This window comes from Mitsuaria sp. CC2 (assembly GCF_048957715.1).
In the GTDB taxonomy this organism is placed as follows: Bacteria; Pseudomonadota; Gammaproteobacteria; order Burkholderiales; family Burkholderiaceae_C; genus Roseateles.
In genome coordinates this window covers 230,033-254,789 of sequence record NZ_JARVXN010000011.1, presented here as the reverse complement: position 1 = coordinate 254,789, position 24,757 = coordinate 230,033, and the positions used below count along the sequence as shown (strand labels likewise).

Annotated in this window: 27 protein-coding genes; 12 read left to right on the top strand and 15 right to left on the bottom strand. The window is 68.6% G+C overall.

Annotated elements, in window-relative coordinates:
• Nucleotides 1-18: 18 nt before the first annotated feature.
• The gene (locus tag PV762_RS07080) at nt 19-792 is read right to left on the bottom strand and encodes a GntR family transcriptional regulator (protein ID WP_421034322.1); all 774 of its coding nucleotides are present in this window, start codon (nt 790-792) and stop codon (nt 19-21) included.
• 41 nt (nt 793-833) lie between these two features.
• Here PV762_RS07080 and PV762_RS07075 point away from each other — a divergent pair, with 41 nt between their 5' ends.
• Complete coding sequence (locus PV762_RS07075; RefSeq protein ID WP_421034321.1) at nt 834-1,655, top strand: amidohydrolase family protein; 822 nt, start codon at nt 834-836, stop codon at nt 1,653-1,655.
• A 250-nt stretch (nt 1,656-1,905) separates the two neighbouring features.
• On the opposite strand, the gene PV762_RS07070 is transcribed toward PV762_RS07075, so the two are convergent.
• The gene (locus tag PV762_RS07070) at nt 1,906-2,277 is read right to left on the bottom strand and encodes a VOC family protein (RefSeq protein ID WP_421034320.1); all 372 of its coding nucleotides are present in this window, start codon (nt 2,275-2,277) and stop codon (nt 1,906-1,908) included.
• Between the two features lie 142 nt (nt 2,278-2,419).
• Between PV762_RS07070 and PV762_RS07065 the strand changes: the two genes are divergently transcribed.
• Nucleotides 2,420-3,196, top strand: a complete 777-nt coding sequence (locus PV762_RS07065; RefSeq protein ID WP_421034319.1) for a hypothetical protein — start codon at nt 2,420-2,422, stop codon at nt 3,194-3,196.
• Nucleotides 3,197-3,372: 176 nt separating this feature from the next.
• Nucleotides 3,373-4,077 carry a PEP-CTERM sorting domain-containing protein gene (locus PV762_RS07060; RefSeq protein ID WP_421034318.1) on the top strand — a complete coding sequence of 235 codons (705 nt, stop codon included), beginning with the start codon at nt 3,373-3,375 and terminating at the stop codon, nt 4,075-4,077.
• Nucleotides 4,078-4,105: 28 nt separating this feature from the next.
• Here the strand turns inward: PV762_RS07060 and PV762_RS07055 are convergent, their stop codons facing one another.
• Genes PV762_RS07055 through PV762_RS07045 form a run of 3 tightly spaced genes read right to left on the bottom strand, consistent with a single transcriptional unit; the run spans nt 4,106 to nt 5,699 of the window.
• A complete protein-coding gene (locus PV762_RS07055; RefSeq protein WP_421034317.1) occupies nt 4,106-4,606 on the bottom strand; it encodes an endonuclease V in 501 nt (166 codons plus the stop codon).
• A complete protein-coding gene (locus tag PV762_RS07050) occupies nt 4,603-5,157 on the bottom strand; it encodes a YrhB domain-containing protein (protein ID WP_421034316.1) in 555 nt (184 codons plus the stop codon). The genes PV762_RS07055 and PV762_RS07050 overlap by 4 nt, the downstream gene beginning before the upstream one ends.
• On the bottom strand, nt 5,154-5,699 hold the full coding sequence (locus PV762_RS07045) for a hypothetical protein (RefSeq protein ID WP_421034315.1): 546 nt from the start codon (nt 5,697-5,699) through the stop codon (nt 5,154-5,156). Before PV762_RS07045 ends, PV762_RS07050 begins: the two co-directional genes overlap by 4 nt.
• Nucleotides 5,700-5,875: 176 nt before the next feature.
• On the opposite strand from PV762_RS07045, the gene PV762_RS07040 reads away from it, so the two are divergent.
• Nucleotides 5,876-6,376: a hypothetical protein gene (locus tag PV762_RS07040; protein ID WP_421034314.1), complete on the top strand. Its 501-nt coding sequence runs from the start codon at nt 5,876-5,878 to the stop codon at nt 6,374-6,376.
• Nucleotides 6,377-6,389: 13 nt separating this feature from the next.
• Here the strand turns inward: PV762_RS07040 and PV762_RS07035 are convergent, their stop codons facing one another.
• Nucleotides 6,390-6,647 (bottom strand): hypothetical protein, encoded by a 258-nt coding sequence (locus PV762_RS07035; RefSeq protein WP_421034313.1) that lies wholly within the window; start codon nt 6,645-6,647, stop codon nt 6,390-6,392.
• 277 nt (nt 6,648-6,924) lie between these two features.
• On the opposite strand from PV762_RS07035, the gene PV762_RS07030 reads away from it, so the two are divergent.
• Together PV762_RS07030 and PV762_RS07025 are read left to right on the top strand one after the other, a co-directional pair.
• The gene (locus PV762_RS07030; RefSeq protein WP_421034312.1) at nt 6,925-7,689 is read left to right on the top strand and encodes a class II aldolase/adducin family protein; all 765 of its coding nucleotides are present in this window, start codon (nt 6,925-6,927) and stop codon (nt 7,687-7,689) included.
• The gene (locus PV762_RS07025) at nt 7,690-7,908 is read left to right on the top strand and encodes a 4-oxalocrotonate tautomerase (RefSeq protein WP_421034446.1); all 219 of its coding nucleotides are present in this window, start codon (nt 7,690-7,692) and stop codon (nt 7,906-7,908) included.
• A gap of 43 nt (nt 7,909-7,951) precedes the next feature.
• On the opposite strand, the gene PV762_RS07020 is transcribed toward PV762_RS07025, so the two are convergent.
• Genes PV762_RS07020 through PV762_RS07010 form a run of 3 tightly spaced genes read right to left on the bottom strand, consistent with a single transcriptional unit; the run spans nt 7,952 to nt 10,742 of the window.
• Complete coding sequence (locus PV762_RS07020; RefSeq protein ID WP_421034311.1) at nt 7,952-8,983, bottom strand: Bug family tripartite tricarboxylate transporter substrate binding protein; 1,032 nt, start codon at nt 8,981-8,983, stop codon at nt 7,952-7,954.
• Nucleotides 8,980-9,366 carry an AtuA-related protein gene (locus PV762_RS07015; protein WP_421034310.1) on the bottom strand — a complete coding sequence of 129 codons (387 nt, stop codon included), beginning with the start codon at nt 9,364-9,366 and terminating at the stop codon, nt 8,980-8,982. The genes PV762_RS07020 and PV762_RS07015 overlap by 4 nt, the downstream gene beginning before the upstream one ends.
• The gene (locus PV762_RS07010) at nt 9,363-10,742 is read right to left on the bottom strand and encodes an acyclic terpene utilization AtuA family protein (protein WP_421034309.1); all 1,380 of its coding nucleotides are present in this window, start codon (nt 10,740-10,742) and stop codon (nt 9,363-9,365) included. The genes PV762_RS07015 and PV762_RS07010 overlap by 4 nt, the downstream gene beginning before the upstream one ends.
• A 70-nt stretch (nt 10,743-10,812) precedes the next feature.
• Here PV762_RS07010 and PV762_RS07005 point away from each other — a divergent pair, with 70 nt between their 5' ends.
• Nucleotides 10,813-11,799: a LysR family transcriptional regulator gene (locus tag PV762_RS07005; protein WP_421034308.1), complete on the top strand. Its 987-nt coding sequence runs from the start codon at nt 10,813-10,815 to the stop codon at nt 11,797-11,799.
• Between the two features lie 57 nt (nt 11,800-11,856).
• Complete coding sequence (locus PV762_RS07000) at nt 11,857-12,147, top strand: hypothetical protein (RefSeq protein WP_421034307.1); 291 nt, start codon at nt 11,857-11,859, stop codon at nt 12,145-12,147.
• A 74-nt stretch (nt 12,148-12,221) separates the two neighbouring features.
• Here the strand turns inward: PV762_RS07000 and PV762_RS06995 are convergent, their stop codons facing one another.
• Together PV762_RS06995 and PV762_RS06990 are read right to left on the bottom strand one after the other, a co-directional pair.
• A complete protein-coding gene (locus tag PV762_RS06995) occupies nt 12,222-13,619 on the bottom strand; it encodes a HAMP domain-containing sensor histidine kinase (protein WP_421034306.1) in 1,398 nt (465 codons plus the stop codon).
• A 74-nt stretch (nt 13,620-13,693) separates the two neighbouring features.
• On the bottom strand, nt 13,694-14,548 hold the full coding sequence (locus PV762_RS06990; RefSeq protein WP_421034305.1) for a MipA/OmpV family protein: 855 nt from the start codon (nt 14,546-14,548) through the stop codon (nt 13,694-13,696).
• A 195-nt stretch (nt 14,549-14,743) separates the two neighbouring features.
• On the opposite strand from PV762_RS06990, the gene PV762_RS06985 reads away from it, so the two are divergent.
• The 4 genes from PV762_RS06985 to PV762_RS06970 all read left to right on the top strand — a co-directional run bounded on the left by PV762_RS06985 (nt 14,744) and on the right by PV762_RS06970 (nt 21,482).
• Complete coding sequence (locus PV762_RS06985) at nt 14,744-16,222, top strand: efflux transporter outer membrane subunit (protein ID WP_421034304.1); 1,479 nt, start codon at nt 14,744-14,746, stop codon at nt 16,220-16,222.
• A complete protein-coding gene (locus tag PV762_RS06980; RefSeq protein WP_421034303.1) occupies nt 16,219-17,331 on the top strand; it encodes an efflux RND transporter periplasmic adaptor subunit in 1,113 nt (370 codons plus the stop codon). The genes PV762_RS06985 and PV762_RS06980 overlap by 4 nt, the downstream gene beginning before the upstream one ends.
• Nucleotides 17,328-20,471 (top strand): efflux RND transporter permease subunit, encoded by a 3,144-nt coding sequence (locus PV762_RS06975; RefSeq protein ID WP_421034302.1) that lies wholly within the window; start codon nt 17,328-17,330, stop codon nt 20,469-20,471. Before PV762_RS06980 ends, PV762_RS06975 begins: the two co-directional genes overlap by 4 nt.
• A 111-nt stretch (nt 20,472-20,582) precedes the next feature.
• Nucleotides 20,583-21,482, top strand: coding sequence for a hypothetical protein (locus PV762_RS06970; RefSeq protein ID WP_421034301.1), 900 nt, complete (start codon nt 20,583-20,585; stop codon nt 21,480-21,482).
• 6 nt (nt 21,483-21,488) lie between these two features.
• Here PV762_RS06970 and PV762_RS06965 read toward each other — a convergent pair whose 3' ends face one another.
• From PV762_RS06965 to PV762_RS06950, 4 genes are all read right to left on the bottom strand, one after another.
• Complete coding sequence (locus PV762_RS06965; protein WP_421034299.1) at nt 21,489-22,265, bottom strand: VacJ family lipoprotein; 777 nt, start codon at nt 22,263-22,265, stop codon at nt 21,489-21,491.
• A gap of 88 nt (nt 22,266-22,353) precedes the next feature.
• A complete protein-coding gene (locus tag PV762_RS06960; RefSeq protein ID WP_421034298.1) occupies nt 22,354-23,484 on the bottom strand; it encodes a hypothetical protein in 1,131 nt (376 codons plus the stop codon).
• A 48-nt stretch (nt 23,485-23,532) separates the two neighbouring features.
• Nucleotides 23,533-24,081, bottom strand: coding sequence for a flavin reductase family protein (locus PV762_RS06955; RefSeq protein WP_421034297.1), 549 nt, complete (start codon nt 24,079-24,081; stop codon nt 23,533-23,535).
• Nucleotides 24,082-24,091: 10 nt separating this feature from the next.
• Nucleotides 24,092-24,622 (bottom strand): hypothetical protein, encoded by a 531-nt coding sequence (locus PV762_RS06950; RefSeq protein WP_421034296.1) that lies wholly within the window; start codon nt 24,620-24,622, stop codon nt 24,092-24,094.
• Between the last annotated feature and the right edge of the window lie 135 nt (nt 24,623-24,757).

Genomic DNA, 24,757 nt, shown 5'->3' with positions numbered 1-24,757 from the left:
GTCTCCAGGGAAAGAAGATCAGCGCGTCTCGGCGCTGTAGTGGAAAGCGGTGGCGTCGCCCCAGGTGGTGCGCAGCTCGATGCACTGGCCGCCGAGGTCGAAGGCCTTGCGGTCGACGCGGATCCCGGGCGCGCCTTCAGGCAGGTCCAGCAGCGCCGCAGTCGCGGCGTCCAGATGCCCGAAGGTGAGTTCATCGTTGGCGCGCGCGACCGTCACGCCGCACAGGCGCGCCAGCATCGGATAGAGCAGGTCTTCCCAGTCACTCGGTGGCAACTCTCGCAGCGCGGCGAAACGATCGAGCGGCAGCAGGATGTCCTCGGCCAGCACTGGCTTGCCGTCAAGCAGCCGCACCCGCTTCACGCGCAGCGCGCTGTCGCCGGTCGACTGTCCGAGCACCTGCGCCTCGGCCGCGCGCAGGCGCACGGTCTGGCAGCGTCGGACCTGCGCGGTCGGCGGTCCGTCGGCCGGACCACGGAATCGGAAGAAGCGCAGCAGCGAGGGGCCGTTCAAGCCCTGCGTGACGAAGGTGCCCTTGCCGTGCACGCGCTGGACGATGCCTTCGGCCGCCAGCATGGCGACAGCCTGCCGGACCGTGCCGAGCGCCACGCCGAAGCGTTGCGCGAGATCGGTCTCCGACGGAATGGCCGCGCCGGCGGACCACTCGCCGCCGACGATGCGCTGGCGCAGGTCCTGCGCGAGCTGCGCGTAACGGCTGACGCCGGCAGTCGGGGCGAGCCCCGCGTCCGCGAATGCCGCGGCGCCGGAGATGCTGGAAGTACTGGCGTTTCCCAAGACTGTTTTCCTATAGTCCTCTATAGGACTAGAATTTGCTCATGATGCCGACGCCCCACCCCGCCGTCAAGCCCGCCGTCCAGCCCGCTGCGACTCCCACGGCCGTGGTCGACGCGCACTTCCACGCGTTTTCGTTGACGACTGCCGCGGTGCCGGGATCGCGCTACGTGCCGACCTACGCCGCTCCGATCGACGCGTGGGACGCGGCGGTCACCCCGCATGGGATCTCGCATGGCGTGCTGGTCCAGCCCAGCTTCCTGGGCACCGACAACAGCCAGCTGCTGCGGATCCTCGCGGACCGGCCCGCGCAGTTGCGCGGCGTGGCCGTCGTCGCGGCCGACTTCGCGGTGAGCGAGCTCCGGCGCATGGACGCGCTGGGTGTCTGCGGAATCCGCCTCAACCTGGTCGGCACCGACCATCGGATCGGCGAGAACCTGCATCCGCTCTTCGATCAACTCGAAGCGCTGTCCTGGCATCTGCAGATCCACACGGATCACGGGCGGCTCGCGGAGGTGCTGCGCCAACTCCCCGAATCGCTCACGGTTGTCGTGGACCACTTCGGCAAGCCGGCGGTGCCGACCGAAGTGGGCGGTCTGGTCGCCGGCCAGCACGACCGGCTCTACGTGAAGCTGAGCGCGCCCTATCGCCTGGCGGCCGGCTGCGCCGCCGAGGATCTCGCGGCCCGATGGCTCGACCGCGTGGGGCCGATGCGTCTCGTATGGGGCAGCGACTGGCCGTGCACGGCCCATGAACAGGCGCAGACGACGTCCGTGTCGCCGACATGGCTGGCACGATGGCTCGCATCGGAGTCGATGACCGAGGTCGTCCTCACCGACAACGCGCTGAGTCTCTACGGGTTCTGAGCGTCGGGGCCGCGCGATCGCGCCGCCCTTCATCGTTCCCGCTGCCGCCGGACGACTCGTCGGCGACCTCCGCTACGCTTCTTCCCGCAGCGCGTTCCTCGCGCTGCCGTAGGCGTTACCGTCGACGACCCGTCCTCGCTCGTGCAGCTGACCGAGGTGCTGCTCGATCGTGATCTCCCGCGCCGATGGGCGGAGCGCGATGGCAAGTACGAGACGCTCTTCGCGGCGATGAACCAGGGCTGAGGAACGCTCAACCCGGCGCGTGGCAGACCGCTTCGATGTTGTGCCCGTCCGGATCGATGACGAAGGCCGCGTAGTAGTTCGCGTGGTACTTCGGACGGAGCCCGGGCGGGCCGTTGTCCGTGCCGCCGGCCGCCAGCGCGGCCCGGTGGAAGGCGTCGACCTGCGCGCGCGTCTGCGCGACGAAGGCGATGTGCAGCGGCGCGGTCCGTTCGGTGGTCTCGAACAGGCACAGCGACGCGTCGTTGCTCCCGCAGATTTCGATGCCGTAGCTCGGAACGCCCTCCCCGCCTATCGTCACGCCGAGCGGTTCGAGCGCCTGGAGGTAGAACGCCTTGCTCGCGGCATAGTCGCGGACGCCGAATTTGACGTGGTCGAACATGGACTCTCCTGGAAAGGTCCGTCCATCATCGCGCGATCCGCCGGATGAGCCTTCCGGGCCATTCCCTCGACGATCGTCTCGGGGTTACCCTCGCGGCGACATGTCATCAATCCGTCACACATCTCCGATAGGCGTCGCCGCCGTGGATCCCGGCGTCCTGTCCTGGTGGCGCGCCCTGCGCGCGATCGCCGCGCTGAACGTCTGCCTGTGGCTGGCGGTGCTGCAGTTCGCGCCGGTCAGCGGCGTCTACGCGCATCTGCACCTGGCACTGTCCGGCGTCTATGTGCTCGTCTGCGCCTACCGCTCCATCTTTCCCCGCGTGGACCTGGAGCGGCTGGTCGTCGTGGACACCCACCTGTCCAGCATCTTCCTGGGCCGCACCGCGGCGACGATCGCGGAGATCTGCTTCGCGTTCCAGCTGGGGCTGCTGGTCCATCAACTGGCCGCGCATGCCGGCATGCCGGCGGTGCAGAAGGCGGCGTGGGCGATCCCGCTGTTCATGGTGATCGCGCAGGCGTTCTGCTGGCACAGCGTGCTGACGCTCAACCACATCACCCAGGCGGTCGAGTCCTCGCTCTGGGCGGCGGGCTTCAGCTGGATGGCGATCCTGCTCGGCGTCATCGCGTTCAACAGCGGCGGCTGGATGCAGGCGGTGGCGCTGCTCGGCATCGTGGGCGCGGCCGGGTTCGTCGCCTACGTGCTGAGCGTCGACGTGCCGATGTACTGCCGCCGCTACCGCGAGGGCCGCGCGCGCGGCCTGGTCTACATGCGCCTGGACGAAGGCGCGCGGGACGCCTGGCACCGTCGCGTCCACAGCGGCAGCTGGGTAGCGTGGAAGGCCGATGCGCTCTGGCTCACACCGTATTTCAGTTTCGGCGTGTGGGCGAGCATCGCGATGGTGTGCGTGCCGGGACTCTGAACTGAGCCGCCCGGCACGCGGCGTGCCGCCCCTGCCCCCTCTTCCGATGTCACGGGAGCCCGCCGGCGGCGATCGGCGTCCATGAATCGAGGGGCGCGGTGGGGAACGGCACCAGCAGGGTGCGCCTAGTGTTGTAGCGGGAGCTCGACATCCCGACGACATTCAAGGAGACCCTCATGCGCAACCCCCCGATTGCGAAGCTGCCGCTCGTCTGCGCGCTGGGCGTGGCGGCCCTGCTCACGCTGGCGCCCACGCCGGCGTCCGCCGACTACTACCAGTACACGTACACCGGCAATCCCTTCACGATGACCTACCAGCTCTATTCCCCGGATCCCATGGATCCCTGGGCTGGCCGGCGGTTTTCGCTGGTGGCGATCGACGCGGTGGTGATCTCCGACCGGCTGCTGACCGGGACGGCGACGACGGACGACGTCCGTTCGATCAAACTCACCTTGCGGTATGTCAACGAGCCAGGCTCCACCACCTGGCTCACCCTCCCGCCCAGGCCGCGTGAGATCTGTCCCGTGTGCCCGGACTACGGCCCCTTCACCAACGGCTCCCTCCGCATGTCCAACTTCAACGACTTGAACCAGCCCACCAGTTGGGATATCTGGATCAATCAATGGAGCACCTCTCCGACCAACCGGATCGATTCAAGGACCTACGGAACGTTTTTCGACGCCTCGTACGACCAGATGGATTCGATGGAGGCCTACTACGAGGGCGCATACCTGAGCCAAGGCGGTCTCAGGAATTCCTCCGGCGTCTGGGCCATGGCGGTGCTTGTGCCGGAGCCGTCGACCTACGCGTTGATGCTGGGCGGCGTGGCGCTGCTGGCGGGCGTCGCACGGCGACGGTCGGGAGGCGTGCCGAAGCGGTGAGCGAGCGCCGCGGGCGATCGCGGGGGAATCACTCGTCGTTTTTCGCGAGCCGGGCGGCAAGCTTCATCAGCGTGGGAACGCGTTTCCTGCCGTGCATGGATCGCACGCGCACCTTGGCCGCGCCGATGTCGATGCCCGAACAGGTGATCAGCAGCGGCTGGGTCTCCTCTTCGCGCATGACCTCGAACTGCGCCGACAGCCCCGGCAGGCGCTTCTTCGACACACCGACGATGGGGACGCTGCCGCCCAGCGCGTGATGCAGATGCTGGCCGAGGCCCGGCGTGTCGTCGGCGTCCAGATGGACGAAGCCGTCGATCAGGATGAGCTCGGGGGTCAGGTTGTGCTCGCGCAGCAGCTGCAGGATGCAGGGGAGCTCGCGAAGATCGAGTTCTCCGCGCACGGCCTTCTCCACATGGGCGATGCGCGACACGTAGATCTTCGTCGCCTCCGCGGCAGCCCAGTCTTCGAACGCCACGGCGGCGGCAGTCGCCTGCGCGCCGTCGACATGAATAGCGACTAAGAGTTTCATGCGGGGATTATGGGTGGCGATGAAGGTCCATAGCGGACGGAGGCCCCGAAGCCGAGAGCGTCGAGGCTCTGGACCAATGTCTGGGCCTCCGCCACGGAGCTGACCTCGACGACGGGAGACTCGCCGGCCAGGCACGAATCGACCAGCTGTTTCGCCACTTCGAGTCCAAGGGGCGCATGTTGCCGAATCGCTCGAATCGCAGGGATGACCAAGGCGCCTTCGCGCCACCCCGTCAGTTGCACGAATGAAGTCTCCCGGGCATTGAGGTCGCCACTGGCCCGATAGGCCTTGAGCGATCCCTCCAACGGACGATGGAAGTCAACCCAGAAGAGGCGGCCATCCGATCGAGCGATGAAGAGCGGGTTGTTCCCGGCCAGCATGTCGCTGAAGTCTCCAGTCTCAAGGTAGCGGTCAGACTGGTAGTAGAAAACCCAGCCGACGTCGAACTCTTTTGTCTTGTTCGGCAAGAGGCGAAGCGCGACCTCATCGTCGGACATTGAGCGCAGGTGACCGTTGGCGATCTCGGTCGCCTGGGCGACAGTGATGGTCATTGAATTGAGTTCCCCGGCCATTTCCAATCGATCTGCGCCTTCCCCGCGCAACGCGACGAATCCGCGAACTGCCCGGTCTGTTCACCGCGGCACGCCCACACGAGCAGTCCCTTGTCGTTGAGGAACTGATCCCACTGCCAGGAGTAGTCCGTCGTCGTGTACGGCTGCGCGTAGGTCCGCCCGTAGTCGGGCTGAACGTACGTCCCGCCGCCACCGCCGCCTCGCGACGACGCCGCCGCGGCAACAGCCACGACGGTCAATGCGGCCAGCACACCCAGTGCGATCTTCTTGCGTTTCTCGGCCGCCAAGGTCTCGCAGCGCGCGTCGCTCAGCTGGCGTCGATCGAGTTCTCCGACCACCGATCCGATGAAGTCCTCATCGCCGCTCTTCTGCGCATCCGCCAAGGCCTCGCAGACCTCGCGATCGCTGAACCGCAGGCGCTTCTGCTCGAACTTCGCCGGATTCATCGCGCAGCCCGACAACGCCAGCGCGATCGACACGCACGCGACGATGCCTCGCGCGCCTAACGCCCTTCCTCCCATGACCCCCGCTCCTGTTCTTGAACTTGTGGCCGATCTCAACGCCGGCTCTGCAGTCCTGTTGCCGAAGTGTCGCCGCTCCGCAGGATCAGTGAGATCGGGACTAATCCGACGCGGCGTCGCGGCCGGCGTGCGTCGAATAGACTGCGCTGCATTGCCATCGCTAGACGCTCGCGCCAATGACCTGGGTTCACGGAGACTGGATTGAAGACGAGGCCGGAGGCTGGGCTTTCGTGCCGTACGTCCGACAACTGTTCGAGCGCGCGGGCTGGCAACCCTTGGCTCGTCCCGCCCCTTCTGCCTCGGGCGATGCGATGGCCTACGCCACGCTTCTCCTGAACGAATTCGGCGGCCTGACGGTGGGCAAGAGCGGCGCTGGCGTCGACTGTGCGGCAAACAATCTCGAGTTCCTGCAAGCACCTCGCCCCGTCGCTGCGCACTGGGTACGGCGCTGGCCGCGCCTTCGCACCGCCGTGATGCTCGGCAGGGCGCACGACACCTACATCGACGTGCTCGTGGATGCCAACGGAGACTTCCTGCTCGTCACCGAGATCGACGAGCGCCTGTACGACTTCGGCAATGACTTCGTGCGGGTCGCGGAGATCCTGCTTCGTGGTCTGGCATGGCCCCGTCCCGTCGACGTTCGAGCTTGTCGTCAGGGGGACGCGCGCGCGGCGTGACGATGTCTGATTGTCAATCGAGTGACCTGAAGACCTGGACGCAGGCGCCGATGGTGACCATCAAGCCTGATCCCAGGATCACTCCGCCGGCCTTGGAAGGACTCCAGAGAAGCGACAGCATCCCCACCAGGATGTTCAGCACGGCCGCCGCCGCGGCCGCAAGGACCAGCGCCATCGCGACCGCGATGGGCTGTGCGGCCAGGAAGGAACCTGCGTACTTGACGGCTCGTTCCGACGTCAGCGCCCAGAGCAGGCAGGCGACCAGCAGCATCAGCCAGGGCGTGGCCGCCAGGAGAAATAGCCAGGTCTTGCCGCATGCGGCGGAACTCGGCGGCCGATGCCGAACTCGCGCGGTTCGTGCAGGAGTCGAGCTTGATCCGCAGTTCGTCCGCGTTGCCCTGCGCCGGGCCCGTGCCACGCGTGAATGGCGCCTGGTCTTGCGTCGAATAGACTCCGCCGCATTTCCATCCTTCGACATGCGCGCCGATGACGTGGTTTCAAGCGGACGGCGGCTCGTCCAAGAGCAATCATCTCTGCGCCGCGAAGCAATGAACGACCCCGTCATTCCTCAAGCACGTACCGAAGCCGAGGTGCGCATCGACCTCGCCGCCGCCTACCGCCTGGCGGCGCTGGCCGGCTGGGATGACACGATCTACACGCACCTGTCCGCCGCCGTGCCCGACGAGCCCGGCGTCTACCTGCTGAATGAATTCGGCCTCGGTTTCGACGAGGTCTGCGCCTCCAGCCTGGTGAAGGTCGACGTGCGCGGGCGCGTGGTCGACGGCACGGGACGGCGCGTCAACCCGAGCGGCTTCGCGATCCACGGTGCCGTGCACGCGGGCCGCCCCGACGTGGAATGCGTGATCCATCTGCACGCGCCCTGGGGCGTCGCGCTGGCGATGCTGCCCGGCGGGCTGCAGCCGACCTCGCAATGGGCGATGCGCCTGCATGGCCGGCTCGGCCGCCATGCCTACGAAGGACTGGCGTTGGGCGCCGAGGAACAGGGGCGATTGGTCGCCAATCTGGGTGCGCTCGACGGACTGATCCTGGAGAACCACGGCACCCTCACCGTCGGCCGCTCGGTGGCCGAGGCCTATCTGCTGATGCACATCCTCGAGCGCGCCGCGCAGGCGCAGTTGCGTGCGATGGCCGCCACGGCCGCGACAGGCGGCCAGGTGCTGCAGGTCGCCGACGACCTCGCCGCCCTCACCCACCGCCAATGGATCGGCGACGGCACTGAACGCGACGGCGACGCCGAATGGCCCGCGCTGCTGCGCCGCGTCGACCGGCTGTCGCCCGGTTTCCGAGACTGAATTCCAACCACTCCCAGGAGCAACGCCATGCCCACCCTCCGCGTCGAACTCTTCGAAGGTCGCACCCCGCAGCAGAAGGCCGATCTGGCCAGGGAACTCACCGAAGCCTGCGTGCGCGTGCTCGGCGGCAGCGCCGACGGCGTCGATGTCGTGTTCTTCGATATCAAGCGCCAGGACTGGGCGACCGGCGGCGTGCTGTGGAGTGAGAAAGGGAAGTGATCGCTGAGGGCCAGCGGCCTGGGCAGTCAGCCCCACTCGGCCCTTACTCCGGCTCGATCCCCGCCGCCTTGATGATCTGCCCCCACTTGCGCGTCTCCGCCTCCTGGAACGCGCGCAGCTCGTCCGGCGTGCTCGCCCACGCGTCCACGCCGGCGCCGTCGAAGAAGGTCTTCGCCGGCACGCTGCGCAGCGCCGCGGTCAGCAGTTCCCGCAGCCGGTTCACCACCGGCGCCGGCGTCCCCGCCGGCACGTAGGCCGCGAACCAGTAGCTCATGTCGTAGCCCTGGACGCCCGCCTCGGCGATCGTCGGCACGTCCGGCAGCAGCGGCGACCGCTTCGTCATCGAGAACCCCAGCGCCCGCACCTTCCCCGCCTTGATCTGCGGCAGTCCGGTCGCCGTGTCGGTGATCATGAAATCGACCTGACCCCCGATCAGATCGGTCAATGCGGGCGGGTTGCTCTTGTACGGCACGTGCAGCAGCTGCGTGTGCGAGAGCTGCTGGAACTGCTCGCCCGCGACGCGGCTCGACGCGCTGCCGCTGCCGAAGCTCACCTTCCCCGGCTCGCGCTTCGCCCGCGCGATCACGTCGGCCACCGACTTGTAGGGCCCGTCGGCCTTCACCACCATCACCTGCCCGCCCTTGCCCAGGCCCGTCACCGGCGCAAGGTCCTTCACCGGGTCGTAGGGCAGCTTGCGGTACAGATGCGGATTGGCGGCCTGCGTCGTGTTGGTCGTGATGAGCACCGTGTAGCCGTCCGGTGCGGCACGAGCCCCCTGCTGCGCCGCGAGCATGCCGCTCGCCCCCGCCTTGTTGTCGACGACGACCGGCAGCTTCGTCTGCTCCGTGATCGCCTGGCCCAGCGCCCGCGCCAGCTGGTCGGTCGCACTGGCCGCGGCGAACGGGACCAGGAAGGTGATGGGCTTGTTCGGGTACCCGCCGCCCCCCTGCCCCTGCCCCTGTGCCTGGACCGGCCCCGGCGCAGCCAGCGCGAAGGCGGCGGCGCTCGCGGCGCCCACGAGGCTGGCAGCGGACAACAAGGCCTGTCGGCGGCGGATCGGCTTCGGGAAGGTCATCGGGTCGTCTCCATCGTGTCGTTCTGGTTCGGGATCGGGCGCCGGAGCAAGGGCAGCAGCGACTCCGGCACTTCCAAAGGCATCGCCAGCACGACGAAGGACAGCGCCTTGCCGTGACTGTCGAGATTCAGGGCGTCGTTGACGCCGCCGTCGAGGACGTCGTCCAGCACGAAGTTCATCGCGTGCAGGTTCGGCAGCAGATGACGCGTCACGCGGGTCGGCCGGCGGGAGGCGAAGCGGCGCGCCACGGCCTCTTCGGTGAGCTGGTCCACCAGCAGCGGGTACAGCGCCGGATCCCAGGCGATCACGCTGATGTTGGACCGGTTGCCCTTGTCGCCGGTGCGGCCGTGGGCGGCGTGGCGAAGTTCGACGGATCGGGTCATGACAGCGTCACCGTGGCAGTCGCGAGGGCTCGCGGGAACAGGCAGGAACGAAGGCCCAGTCGCGGGCGCACGTTCACCCGAACGCCGCCGCCGCCGGCGGGACCGCAGGTGTAGAGCGCGGTGACCTCCCGCGTCAGACGCTCGGCGCCCGCACGTTCGGCGTGATTCGCCGCGACGCGCAGCCGCACGTCGCGCGCATCGCCCACCGGCTGGACCGCCAACGCGTCCCCCGCGTCGTCGCCCAGCACGCTGGTCACGCCGATGAGATCGACACGCAGCGGGCCCTGGCGGTCCCGCCGATCTGCCAGCCGCGCGCGCAGCACGTCCGCGGCCAGCCGCGCACGCGCTTCCGCGCCGGGGCCCGCATAGGAGATCTCGCCTTCCGCCAGCCATCCGTTGGCGAAGAACACATTCGCCTTGAGGGCCTCGGGCCGGGCGTGGCCCCGGACGCCTGACAGCCTCACCTCGTCCGGACCGACCTGCAGTACCGTCGCTTCGCCGATGTCGGCGACGACATCGGGGGTCAGGTAGGCCGACGGATCGTGCAGTTCGTAAAGGAGCTGCTCCTTGACCGTGTGTTCGTCGACGCAGCCGCCCGTGCGGTCGGCCTTGAACACGGTGCAGCTGCCGTCGGCCTCGATCCGGGCGATGGGGAAGCCGACGGTCGCCAGATCCGGCACGTCCTTGAAGCCGGGATCCGCGTAGTAGCCCCCGCAGACCTGCGCGCCGCATTCCAGCAGGTGCCCGGCCATCGTCGCGCCGGCAAGACGATCCCAGTCGTCGAGCGCCCAGCCGAAGTGCGCCAGCGCCGGTCCGACCGTGAGCGACGGATCGGCGACACGCCCGGTGACGACGACGTCCGCGCCTTGCCGCAACGCGTCCGCGATGCCTTCCGCGCCCAGATAGACGTTGGCGCAGGCGATGGTCCCATCCTCGATCGCCTGCCCCTCCTCTGCCAGCGTCCGAGCAAGCAGCCCGCGCTGTTCCGGCGAGGTCAGCGCATCGCCGCCGACGACGGCGACGACGGGCATCCGCAGGCCGAGTTCCGCGGCCAGCGCCCTCACCCGGCGCGCGGCGGCGGGCGGATTCGCCGCGCCGAAATTGCCCACGATGGGGATGCGATGCGCGAGGCAGTCGGCGAGCACCGGCCGCAGCATCTCGTCGAGCAACGGCTCGTAGCCGCTCTCGGGATCCCGTTGGCGCGCCAGCTGCGCCAGCGCGAGCGTGCGCTCGGCCAGCGTCTCGAAGATCAGCACCGCCGGTCCGCCGAGGCGGATCAACGTGTCCACGACCGGCCGCGCGGCGTCGGTGCGATCGCCGGAAAAGCCGGCGGCACAGCCGACGAGCAGGGAGGCAACCCTCGGAACGGATGTCATGTCGTCGACTGTAGGTGAGCGTCGTCTATCGGAGAATTCGATTGTTCGGATCAAAAGATCGGCAAATCAGATGAATCAGATGACCCCGATGAATCAGGGATCGACCGATGGCGCGGTGGCCAACCTGTCGGCGAGGCAGCTCGCGGCCTTCGTCGCGCTGGCGGAGCTGCGCAGCTTCACGCGCGCCGCGGCGCAATGTCACCTGTCGCAGCCGGCTTTCAGCGCACTCATCCGGACGCTGGAGGACAGCCTCGGCGCGCGCCTCTTCGACCGGACGACACGCGCAGTGGAGCCCACCGTCGAAGGCTCGCTGTTCCTGGAACCGGCGCGGCGACTGCTCCAGGACATGCGACTCGCGACCGACGACCTGCGCGACCACGTCGCGCGCCGACGCGGCCGCGTCGCGCTGGCCGCACTGCCTGCGCTGGCGGCGGGCTGGCTGCCACCGCATCTTGCGGCCTTCCGGCGCGACTACCCCGGCATCGAACTCGACCTGGCGGACGTGCTGTCGGAGAGCTGCGTCGAACGCGTGCGTTCTGGCCGCGCCGACCTGGCGCTGGCCGCCGTGCGCGCCACCGCGCCGGAGCTGTCGGTCGAGCCCTTCCTGTCCGATGTGTTCTACCTGGTCTGCCGACGGGACCATCCGCTGGCGAAGCGCCGCAAGCCGACGCTGGCGGAACTCGCGCAGCAGCCGCTGATCGGCCTGGCGCGCCACAGCAGCGTGCGGCAGGCGCTGGACGCCGCGCTGCCTTCGCAGCCCTTGCGGCCGCTGCTGGAACTGGAGCAGCTCAGCTCCGTGGCGGGCATGGTGCTCGCAGGCCTCGGCGTGACGCTGGTGCCGGCGCTGACGCTGTTCCACTTCGATCATCCCGACCTGGTCTCGCGCCCGATCACCCACGCGGTCGCCGATGAGCCGCTGCAGCGCCACATCTACCTGATCCGCCGGCGTGACCGTGCGCTGTCAGCCGCGGCGCAGGCGATGGCGGACTCGCTGTGGCGTTGGGCCGCGGATGGTCCGAAGCGCGCCGGGGTGACGGTGGTTCCGCCACAAATTTAAGTCACTACTGTATGCAAATACAGTATGATGGCGCCATCCAACTCCCGGAGTACAGGCATGCTGCTCGACCTCAACAACGCGGCCTCGATCGTGGAATGGTGGTGCATTTTCCCTGAGCGCCACGGCCCGCTGCTGGCGGACTGGGAGCGCCGCCGGCCGGAGCATGCGGCGGAGATCGGACGCGCCCGGCGGCTGATCAAGGCGGATCCGGCACGGCGCGCGTTGCTGGCCAGATCGCAAGCCGACGAGCGCCGCGCAAGACCTGTCCCTGAGTACCGGCCGTCCTTCGATGAGGTGGCCGCGGGGGAACTGCGCGATGAGGACAGCGTGGACGTCGTGGCGGTCTGAAGCGGCGTACTGCCGCCCGCCGCTGGCCCTCCCCCCTGCCCTGTCCAGCAAGCGGGAGAGGGAGCAAAGACGGCTCAGCTCTTCTTGACCACCATCCGCAGCCCCGGATCCTCCGGCTGCGCCGACAGCGTCCATCCGTGGGCCTCGGCGATCTCCTGGCAGATCGCCAGGCCGAGGCCCGCGCCGTGATCGCGCCGATGCGCGCCGCGCCAGAAGCGCCCGAAGATCCGCGATAGCTGGTGCGGTGTCACACCAGGTCCGCGGTCGCGCACCGAGAAGCGGTCGGCCTCGATCTCCACGCTGACCAGACTCCCTGCCGGCGCGTGCTGGATCGCGTTCTCCAGCAGGTTCTTGAGCAGCGTGAACAGCGCGCCGCGATCCGCGTCCCAGGTCACCGAGCGGTGGGACTCAGCCGCCGCGTCCGATGCATCCGATTCATCCCCCGCATCCGACCCGACGACCACCACGTCGAGCGCCACCTCGCGCGCGCTCGCCATGCGGGTCAGGTACTGGACGGTCTCTCCGGCCGCCGCTTCCAGATCCGTCGGCGTGAAGACGTAGTTCTGCGTCTCGCTCGCCTCGGCCAGCAACAGCAGCTGCTGCACTTGCCGGGTCATGTGCTCAACGTCCTGCAGCAGCAGGTCGGGCCCCTTGCCTTCGGCCATCCGCTCGACCTGCGCGCGGATCAGCGCCAGCGGGGTCTTGAGCTCATGCGCCGCCGTGGCGAGGAATTCCTGCTGCACGCGGTAGCCGCGCTCCAGCCGGTCCAGCGCCCGGTTGAAGCTCTCGACCAGCGGGACGATCTCCGTGGGCACGCGGTCGACCTGCAGCCGCCCGTGCACCGAGCGCGGCGAGATCGCCGCCGCCGAGGCCGAGACCTCGTGCAGCGGCCTGAGCACGCGGCGCAGCGTCAGGTAGGCGCAGACGCCGAAGACCAGCAGCAGCGTCGTGGCGAAGAGGCCCATGCCCTTGCTCATGAAGGGCATCGCGTATTCGAGGTGGAACAGCTCGAAGAGCCGCGCGCTGCCGGCCTGCTGGAAGTACCAGTCGCGGCCGCCGTGCCGGACGACCTCGGTGGCGCCGCGCATCGATTGGCCGGCGTACTCGAACGAGAAGTTGCCCTGCTTCAGCCGCAGTGCGCCGGGACCGCTCGCGGCCCAGAATTCCTGCGACGCCGGCGACGCGAACACGACACGGCCCGACGCGTCCAGCAGCCGATAGGCCAGATCGTCCTTGAGCTTGGCGTACATCCACTCGTACTGCCGCGCCTCCTCGTCGAAGCCGACCGGCGTGCCGCTCGCGTCGAACACCAGCTTCTCCGACAGCTCCTCGGCGAATTCGGAGATGTCCTCGTCGAAGTACACCGTGCCGCGCCAGCTCGCCACGCCGTCGAAGACGAGCACCAGCGTGGCCACCGTCAGCACGACACCGACGAGGTAGGCCACCAGCATCTTGGCGGTGAGGCTGCTCATCCATCCCGCACGCGGCACGGACGGCTGGCTGTCGACCGGCTCGCGCCCGGCCGGTGCTCGACTTCCTTCAAGCATCAGAAGCGGTACTGGTAGCCCACGAAGACGCGATTCTCCGTCGAACGGTCGACCAGCGTGCTGTCCTTGATGCCGCTGCCCAGGCCCTTGACGCTGAGGTCCAGCAGCATCGCGTGATGGCGGTCGAACAGGTACATGGTGCGCAGGCCCACCTCGGCGTTGGTGGTCGACTTGCCCTGGTAGAAGGCGCGGCCCGCGCGGGCTTCCTCGGCACGCACGCCGTAGTAGTAGTCGACGTACTTCTTGTCGACCCATTCGGCGCCCAGGCGCGGCGTCAGCATCACCTGACCGCCGAGGCGCCAGGTCTTCTCCAGCGTCAGCTCGAATTTCTGGCCCTTGCTGTGGCCGGAGGCATCCGCCGTCCACTGGCCGCCGAGGTCGAACATGTCTGTCTTCCACTCGGCCTTGCCGCCCAACCACACGCCGCCCTTGCGCTCGGCCATGCCGTTGAGGATGGGGGCGTCGTCCTGCTCGTAGCCGCCCAGGTCCAGCCTGGCCACCAAGCCGAACTCGACGCGCTGCGACGGGTTGATGTTCCAGCTCGGCAGCTTGCCGGTGAGACCCAGCCCGGACAGCTTGACCCAGCGGTTCTCGTAGCTGAGCATCGGCAGCACCTTGGTGTCGCGGTCGTAGCCGGTGTAGGCCTTCTGGGAGCTCACGGCGCCGATGCCCAGGCCCCAGGAGGATTCGCCGTCCTTGCCAGGGCCTCCTGGACCGCCGGGACCGCCGGGACCGCCCGGCCCCGCCGCCATCGCGGACAGCGGCGCCGACACGCACAGCACGGCTGCGGAAGAGAGGACGGCGCGCTTGAGCGCCCGGGGAGCATGCGAAAGGAATCGTGTCTGCGGTGCCATGAGAAGTTCCCGAGTGGGGCGGTGATTGGAGCCCGCATCCTCGGTGCCGGTGTCTTACTGACTACTTACCGTACGCCGCTTGTTTCCCTCTGAAGCAATGGGCGGGAATGGGTGGACGGCGACCCGGCAAGACCTGACGCTCAACCCGCCGGCGGTAAGGAGCCGGAAAGACGGGCGCCACGACAGTCGCGCCCCATGCACCGTCGCTCCCCCTGCTTCACCGTCCTGAGCCTGCCGCTTCTGAGCGCCTGCGGCTCGCTGTCCCCGTTGTCCCCGCCGACCACGCCCCCCGGCACCGTGCCGGTCGCCGCGTCATGGCATGCTCCGATGCCGCACGGCGGCCAGACCACGGACCTGCGCCGCTGGTGGTCGCAGTTCGACGATCCGCTGCTGGCGGCCCTGGTGGCCGACTCGCAGGCCGTGAGCCCGAGCGTCGCCACCGCGGCCGCCAACATCGCCGACGCCCGCGCCGCGCGACAAGCGGGCCAGGCCGCGCTGCTGCCCGGCGTCGACCTCGGCGCCGGCGCGTCCCGCTCACGGCCCGAGCCCGGCGCGCCGCTCGTCAACGCGGTGTCGGCCAGCGTGAAGCTGGCATGGGAGATCGACGTCTTCGGCGCGGCCCGGGCCGGCGCCCAGGCGGCGCAGGCGCGGCTGGCGTCGTCCGAAGCCGCCTGGCACGGCGCGCGCGTCAGCGTCGCGGCCGAGGTCGCCTCCGCCTACGTCGACCTGCGCGCCTGCGAAGCACAAGTGGGCCAGCTCGACCAGGACGCCGCATCCCGCGACCGCATCGCGCAGTTGACGGTGCGCGCCACGCAGGCGGGCGCGCGTTCGCCGGCCGCCGCCGCCCTCGCCCAGGCCAGCGCGGCGGATGGCCGGGTCACGCTGCTGCGGCAGGTCACGCGCTGCGACCTGCTGGTGAAGTCGCTGGTCGCCCTCACCGCCCGCGAGGAAGGCGCCCTGCGCGTCGAGCTCGCCACGCGCGCCAACCGGCTGCCGCAGCCGCGCGAATTCAGCGTGACCTCGCTGCCGGCGGAGGTGCTGGCGCAGCGCCCCGACATCCAGGCCGCGGAGCGCGATGTCGCCGCCGCCGGCGCCGATGCCACGCAGGCGGTCGCGCTGCGCTGGCCGCGCATCACGCTCGCGGGGAACCTGGGCACCGCGCGTACCAGCAGCGCCGGTGTCACGACCGACGGCTCGGTCTGGACGATGGGCCCCGTCTCGGTGAGCTTCCCGCTCTTCGACGGCGGCACGCGACGCGCCAATGCCGAAGCGGCGCGCGAACGCCATGGCGCCGCGATGCGCCTCTACGCCGCGCGCTTGCGCTCCGCCATCCAGGAGGTCGAAAGCGCCCTCGTCACGCTGCAGAGCACCGCCCTGCGGCAGGAGGACGCCGCCACCGCCGCGCTCGGCTACGAGCGCTCCTACCGCGCCACCTCGGCCAGCTACGAGGCCGGCACCGCCAGCCTCTTCGAGGTCGAGGACGCACGCCGCTCGCTGCTGAGCGCGCACAGCACGCTCAACGACCTGAGCCACGAGCGGCTGCTCGCCTGGATCTCCCTCTATCGCGCCGTCGGCGGCGGCTGGGCGACGCCCGCGCCGGCCGCCGATGACGCCCCTTCCCGCCTGCCGGCGGGCGACACCACCGCGCTCACTTCCGACCTCCTCCGCCGATGATGACTCCCTCCCTGAAACTCACGCTGTCCGTCGCGGGTGCGGCGCTGCTCTGCGCCGCCCTCGCCGTCAAGTTCGTCGGACCCTCGTCGGCGGCCAGCGAGCCGACGGCCGCGCCCCGTGAGAAACCCGCGCTCGCGGTGACCGCCGCGCGGCTGAGGCCGGCGACGCTGCCCATCCGCCTGTCCGCCAACGGCAACGTGAGCGCGTGGCAGGAAGCGCTGATCGGCTCCGAAACCAACGGCCTGCGCCTCACCGAGGTGAAGGTCAACGTCGGCGACGAGGTCCGGCGCGGTCAGGTGCTCGCGATCTTCTCCGCCGACACGGTGAATGCCGAGCTCGCCCAGCGCCGCGCCGAGGTCGCGCAGGCCGCCGTGGCGCTGACGGAGGCTTCGGCCAACGCGGAGCGGGCACAGGCGCTGCGGGAAAGCGGCGCGCTGTCGACGCAGCAGATCCAGCAGTACGAGGCCGCCGCGCGCTCCGCGCAGGCGCGGCTGGACGCGGCCCGCGCCGTCGAGCAGAGCCAGTCGCTGAAGCTGACGCACACCCGCGTCCTCGCGCCGGACGACGGTGTGATCTCCGCGCGCGCCGCGACGGTGGGCTCGGTGGTGCCGGCCGGACAGGAGCTGTTCCGCATGATCCGCGGCGGCCGCGTCGAATGGCGGGCGGAGATCGCGGCGCCCGACCTGGTCGCGCTCAAAACGGGACAACGCGTGCGCGTCACACTGGTCAACGGCGAGGCGGTCGACGGCCGCGTGCGCATGATCGCGCCGTCCGTGGACACGCTGACGCGCAACGGGCTGGTGTACGTGGACCTGCCGCGCCACCCCGCGGCGCGCGCCGGGACTTACGCGCACGGCGACTTCGACCTGGGCAGCAGCGCCGCGATGGTCCTGCCGCGCGGGGCTGTGCAGATGCGCGACGGCCTGCATCAGGTGATGCGGATCGACGACAAGGACCGCGTCGCGCAGGCCCGCGTGCGCATCGGCCGCCAGACGGCGGACCTGGTGGAGATCCTGGAAGGCCTGGCGCGCGCCGACCGCGTCGTCTCGTCCGGCGGCGCCTTCCTCGGCGACAACGACCTCGTGCGCGTCGTCGGAGGCGCCCAATGACCATCAACGTCTCCTCCTGGTCCATCCGCAACCCGTCGCCCGCCATCCTGCTGTTCGTGCTGCTCACGGTGCTGGGGCTGATGGCCTTCTCGGCGCTGTCCGTCCAGAACTTCCCCGACATCGACGTGCCGCGCGTCTCCGTCTCCGCGTCCTTGCCCGGCGCGTCGCCGTCGCAGATGGAGACGGAGGTCGCGCGCAAGATCGAGAACTCGCTGGCTACGGTCCAGGGCGTCAAGCACATCCACACGACGCTGACCGACGGCTCGGCCGAGATCGGCATCGAGTTCCAGTTGGAGAAGCCGACCGACCAGGCCGTCGACGACGTCCGCGACGCGGTCGCCCGGGTGCGCGCCGACCTGCCGGCCGACCTGCGCGATCCCGTCGTCAAGAAGGTCGAGATCGTCGGCTCGGCGATCCTGACCTTCACGGTGGCGTCCGTCTCCGAACGACCGATCGATACCGAGGCGCTGTCCTGGATCATCGACAACGAGGTCAGCCGCAAGCTGCTGGCCGTGCCCGGTGTCGGCGCGGTGAACCGCGTCGGCGGCATTGAGCGCGAGGTGCGCGTCGAGCTCGATCCGCAGCGCCTGCTCGCGCTGAACACGACCGCGGCCGAGATCTCCCGCCAGCTGCGCGAGGTGCAGCAGGAGGCCTCGGGCGGTCGCGTCGACCTGGGCGGCATCGAGCAGTCGGTGCGCACCATCGCGACGGTGCGAACGGCCGAGGACATCGCCGCCATCGAGCTGTCGCTGACCGACGGCCGGCGCATCCGCATCGGCCAGGTCGCGACGGTGACCGACACCGCCGCGGAGGCCCGCGCCGCCGCGCTGCTGGACGGCCGGCCGGTCGTCGGCTTCGAGATCGTCCGCGCGCGCGGCTTCGGCGAACTGGACGTGGCCGCCGGCGTCCGTCGCGCCGTCGCCGCGCTGCAGGTGCGCCGGCCCGATCTGCACTTCGTCGAGGCGGTCGACTTCACCGGCGAGATCATCGAGAACTACGGCGGCTCGATGCGCCTGCTGGTGGAAGGCGCGGCGCTCGCGGTGCTGGTGGTGTTCCTGTTCCTGCGGGACTGGCGCGCGACCTTCGTCGCGGCGGTGGCGCTGCCGCTGTCGGTGATCCCGACCTTCGCGCTGATGCACTGGATGGGCTTCACGCTGAACACGGTGACTTTGCTGTCGCTGTCGCTGGTCGTGGGCGTGCTGGTCGACGACGCGATCGTCGAGATCGAGAACATCGAGCGCCATCTGCTCATGGGCAAGACGCCGTACGAGGCGGCGATGGAGGCGGCCGACGAGATCGGTCTGGCGGTCATCGCCACGACGTTCACGCTGGTGGCGGTGTTCCTGCCGACGGCCTTCATGAGCGGCACGGTCGGCAAGTTCTTCGTCCAGTTCGGCTGGACGGCGGCGGGCGCGGTGCTGTTCTCGCTGTTGGTCGCGCGGCTGCTGACGCCGATGATGGCGGCCTACCTGCTGCGCGCCTTCAAGCGCACCCACAAGCCGGAGCCCGTCTGGATCCGCGCGTACCTCGGCTGGGCGCGCTGGTGCCTGCGGCATCGCGCGGTCACCGTGCTGGCGGCGACGGCGTTCTTCGCCGGCGGCATCGGCCTGGCCTTTTTGCTGCCGACGACCTTCATCCCGCCCGACGACGGCATCCAGACGCAGGTCACGATCACGCTGCCGCCGGGCAGCAAACTGCCGGCGACGGCGGCGATGGCGGAACGCGCCCGCACGCTGCTGATCAAGCATCGCCATGTGCATTCGGTGTTCACGGTGATCGGGGTCGCGGGCTCCGGCGGCAGCGGGCCGGGCGACGACGAAGGCGGCGCGGCCAACGTGCGCACCGCGGTGCTGGCGCTGCAGCTGACGCCCCGCGCGAAGCGCGAGGACGGCCTCAACCAGCAGCAGATCGAGGCGCAACTGCGCGGGCGCCTGTCGATGCTGCCGGGCGTGCGGGTGAAGGTCGGCCAGGGCGGTTCCGGCGCGAGCTACCAGCTGACGCTGGCGGGCGACGACGCCGAGACGCTGGAGCGCCACGCCGCGCAGGTCGAGCGCGAGCTTCGCACCCTGCCCGGCCTGGGCGCGGTGAGTTCGACGGCCAGCGTGGCGCGGCCGGAGCTGCGTGTGCGACCGGACTTCGCCCGTGCGGGCGACCTCGGCGTGACCTCCGCCGCCATCGCGGAGACGCTGCGCGTCGCGACGATGGGCGACTACGCGCAATCGCTCCCCAAGCTCAACCTGAGCGAGCGCCAGGTGCCGGTGATGGTGCGCCTGAGCGACGCGGCGCGCGAGGACCTCGACACGATCCGTCGCCTGCCGGTGCCCGGCGCGCGCGGGCCGGTGCCGCTGGAGCACGTCGCCGCGCTGGACTTCGGCAGCGGACCGTCGGAGATCCAGCGGCAGGACCGCCAGCGCACGATCACCGTCGACGTCGAGGCCAACGGCCGCCCGCTCGGCGACATCGAGCGCGAGGTGCTGGCCTTGCCGGCGTTGAAGCAGCTGCCGCGCGGCGTCACGCTCGGCGCGCTCGGCGAGGCCGAGGAGATGGGCGACATGGCGGCCGGTTTCGGCATGGCGATGCTGACGGGGGTGCTCTGCATCTACATGGTGCTGGCGCTGCTGCTGAACAATTTCGTGCAGCCGCTGACCATCCTGATCGCGCTGGTGCTGTCGGTGCCGGGCGCGATGCTGGCGCTGTTCCTGGCCGGCTCCACCTTGTCGATGCCGTCGATGATCGGGCTGATCATGCTGATGGGCGTGGCGACGAAGAACTCCATCCTGCTGATCGACTACATCGTCATCGCGCGCCGCGACCACGGCCTGGGCCGCATGGAGGCGATCGTCGACGCCTGCCGCAAGCGCGCGCGGCCCATCGTCATGACGACGATCGCGATGGGTGCCGGCATGCTGCCCGTGGCGCTGGGCTACGTCGGCGATCCCAGTTTCCGGTCGCCGATGGCCATCGTCGTCATCGGCGGGCTGATCACCTCCACCTTCCTGAGCCTGCTCGTCATCCCGGTGGTCTACAGCCTGGTGGACGACCTGCTCCTTCGCCTGGAGCGGATCGGGCGCAGCCGTCGCGATCCCGCCGATCGACAGGCTGACCATCAGGCAATGGGCCCGGATCGTCATCAAGGTTGATGATTGCTCTCGGGTTTGTCCGACAACGAGTGTTGTTCCGTCCCGTTAGGTTGAGCGCAGTCATTGCATCGCAGCACCGCGATGCAAGCTCTACGACCTTCGGAGACACCCATGTCGGACCGCAACCACAAGACATTCCTCGGCCTTCCCCACTTCCTGGCGGTCTCAGGCTTTGCGTTGGCCATCAGCATCGGTCTGATCTACTTCCTGCATTCGACGGAGACAACACCCAAGTCCATCTGGCATGTCATCGGCGAGCATTTCGCGACCGCATTTGCCGTTCTGGGCGTCTGGCACGTCATCGATCAGTTGGTCATCAAACGCGAGTTCCGAAGTGAGATCGTGGCCGCGATGGAGCATCTGAGCACCACGGCGACCAAGACAGCGGAGACCAATCTGCACCAGTTGGAGCGACACATCGACTCCCTCGAGCAGTCGCTGCGAGTCGCCAAGCACGACCCCGTGCTCGGCCTCTCGGAGACCTTCCACGACGTGGAGAATTTCAGCTACAGCCAGATGATCCGAGAGTCCCAGAACATCATTGCCGTTCTTGGCGATGGATACAGCTGGGTTGGCCGCCACGCGGAGGCCTTGGCCGACCGCTTCGCAGACGCGACCAAGAAGACGACCATCATTCTCGTGCACCCGGAATCGGAGCTCACAGCGGTCCTGGCGCGCAAAGTCGGCATGCAGAAGGAGCACTTCCGCCACAAGATCTACAGCACGGTCCGTCAACTCAAGAAACTCAACACCGGCAAGGACAACGTCAAGATCTGGGGTCACACGCTCATCAACAGTCACTCGGTGTTCATCGCAGACAACAAGGCGGTGTTCTCGCCCTACTTCCTGTCCACACAGCGGCGCATGCCGCCCATCTTTGTTCTTAGAGACACCGGACAGAGCTCCTTCTTCTCCAAGCTCAAGCAGGACGTGAACTACCTCGAAAAGGAATGCTCACCGATCTCCGAGCAGCTTGCCATGGACCTTGGCGAGCCGGGCAGCGTGTCCTGACGGTCGTCACGGTTTCGGTGGCTCGGACGCCACCGGCTCGGCCTTGGACGCGTCAACGTCAACGCGCGGCGCCCCCGACCGATCCGCCTCCCGCTGCGCCCGCCGCTGCAGATAGGCGTCGCGCACGAACAGGTATTTGTCGAGCGCCACCTCGTCGACCATTTTCGTCACATCCAGCAGGTTGGCGCGCTTGTCGACCATGCCGACGATGGTGAACGCGTTGCGCGCGCCGGCGTCGTCCAACTGCCCGGTCAGGTTGCCATAGCTGTTGACAGGAATGGACGCCGTGCTGCGCAGGTCGGAGGGCCCGAACAGCGGCAGCACCACGTACGCACCGCCGCCGACGCCCCAGACGCCCAGCGTGTCGCTGAAGCCGTCGCCGTGGCGCGGCATGCCCCAGCCGGTGGCGACGTCCATGAACCCCAGCAGCCCGACGGTCGAGTTGGTGCCGAAGCGCGCGAAGTCCGACAGCCCGTCCTTGAAGCGCCCCTGCAGCAGCAGGTTGGCGCCGGACCAGGGGTCGCCCAGGTTGGAGAAGAAGTTGGAGACGCCGCTGCGCACCGGCGTGGGTACGACGGTCTTGTAGGCGGTGGCCACCGGCTTGAGCACGACCTTGTCGATCCCCTCGTTGAGGGCGAAGGTCTTGCGGTTCACGGACTCGATGGGATCGGGGTTCTGCGGCGTGGCGCAGCCCGACAGGAGCACGCCTGAAACGATGAGGAGCGCCGGCAGGCGGCGATGAGCGCCGATGGAAGCGAAGGGAAGGACGGGGATGAACGACATGAATTGCTCCCGCTCCGGAAATGGAGCCGCGAGCATGGTCGGCCGGGTGATCTTTCTGGAGACTTACCCGAACGCAGGCGACGAGCCGTCACTGCGCTTCGATCTCCCAGACGCTGGCGTCCAGCCTGCCGAGCGTCGTGAGCGTGGCCTGCTGCAATTCCTTCAGCCGATCGTCGCCGAGCCGACCTTCGACGATCGCATGGACCAGCCAGCGATCCTCAGTGAAACGCACCCGCACGCCGTCCACGACAGCGATATAGACCTCGTGTCCGATCCCCTCCTCCACCGGCGGTGAGTCTTCATCAGGACGGTAAAGGCGGTCGAGCGCATCAAAGTCTGGAGGCTCCTCGAACCTCCAACCACTCTCCAACCCGAGATGGGCATGCTTCTCAAGCCACCGCTCGTGGCGCGTGTCCCACAGGCGATTGGGCTTGCGATCAACGCGAAGCATCGTCCATCGCTGCCAGTCCAGCGCCGTCAATCTCGTCCACCGCGCGGACTCGAGATCGAAAGACCATCGATCGAGGTTTTCTTGGAACGAGCGGCCCTCCGCCGTCATGACCTCTCCGCCACTGACGATGATCGAGCGCATGTCAGCATCGAGTTCCGCCGAATGCCGGCTGATCCATCCCGGCGCGTCGCCGTGCGAGGGCATCTCGGTGATGACCAAGGTCTCGATGTCGATCCGGAAGACCGGGGTCTTCCCTACGATGCGCTGCGCGGAATGCCCGAGGTTGCCGATGATGTACAGGGCCTTGTTTACCAGCGTGGCGCTGTGGAAGTCCGTCGGGGGAAAGACGTCGTGGCCGTAACCGTGGATCGAGATCCGCCCGTCGACGTCGACGATGACGACATCGTTGTAGATGAAGAAGTCCGGGTCGTAATGGTCCTCATGTTCGCCGGCCACATGAACGACGCGACCGTCCGGCAGAGCGGTCTCGCTACGGCCGTATCGGTCGAAGCACCACATCGGGCCCGCCTCAAACGACGAGGGCCCCGCAAACTCCTGATTCGCGGAATAGGCCGAATGCCGGCTTCTCACCAGCCAGTGCCAGAGTGGGTTGTCCAAAGAAGTGGGACCGCCGGCATCGGTGCGCGGCGAACGCCACGCCAGGAATTCGCCCTCACCCAACTCGGGGGGCGGCTCCGCCTTGCGCTGACGGTCGCGCTCTTGCTCCGCAAGTTCGGCGGCCCACTCGTCGTCGATCTCAATGCCCATACCAGCCCGCCGTCTTCAAGTTCCGAAGGAGAGCGAATTCTGACAAGGTCAAAGCATCCCCGGTGTGAACAGCGACCGTCGACTGATCACCTCGCCCGCCACAACGAAGATCCCATCGCCCGTGTAATGCAGCGTCTCGGGATGCTTCGGCCGCGTCGCAACATGCGCCTTCACCACCTCGAAGACGAAGAAGTCATATCGCTTGATCATCGCGGTGTCGCGCAGGCGGCATTCGAAGCTCGCATGGCATTCGCCGATGAGCGGTGCTTTCACCTGCTCGGCGGATTGCCGCGTCAATCCGAAAGCCTCGAACTTGTCGACCTCCGCGCCGCTGCAGTTGCCCACGCGCACGACCGTGTCGGTCAACGCGGTGGTCGGCAGGTTGATCACGCACTCGCGGCTGCGACGGATCATGCCGTGGCTGTGATTGGCCGACGAGATCACGCCACCGATCAGCGACGGCGAAAACGCCATGACCAGATGCCAGCCCATCGTCATCACGTTGTCGCGGCCGCGCCAGTGCGAACTCACGAGGACGATCGGACCGGGTTCGAGATACCGGCGGACCTGATCGACGGGGAGGTCGCGCTTCTTCATCACGACGTCGTCAGTCCGCCGTCGCCGCGCGCGGCAGCCGCTCGGCCAGATGTTTCACCAACGCCTTGGCCTCTGCCTCATCCGTGCCTTGCAACAGTCGGATCGTCTTGGCCCCGTAGTCGAAGACCAGAGGTCCGAAGGCCTTTCCGAGGAAAGGGGGCATGCCGGCGCGGTTGAACGCAGCCCCTTCTGCCGTGATCGGCGCGACCCGCAGCGCGCGGATCTGATCGGCCGCATAGACGCGGGTGAGACCGATGCCGAAGAGCTCCGCGCGATACGTGAGCGACGCGGCATTGGCCGTCAGGAGCTCGCGCCCGCCGAACTGCCAGAGCAGGGAGAGCACGGCGAACAAGCCGCCGCAGGTCCAGGCGGTCAGCCAGACGGCCAGGAAAACAGGCGTCTCGGCCAGCCCCGCGCGGAACACCTTGCCAGCCACATCGTGCCAACCGTAGGCCCATCCGCACAGCCAGACCGTCATGAACAGCATGGCGAAGAAGCTTCGCTTCACGGGAATGAGGGCCTGCAGGCCGTCGGCCGTCACGGCGATCTGGAATCTTGGCGCCGAGGGTTGCACTTGCATGCGCGCAGTCTACGGACGGCGATCGGCAAGCGCTTCGGCATTAGCTCCGAGTGGACGAAGAATCACCACACGACTACTGCTGCCGCTCCGCGCTCA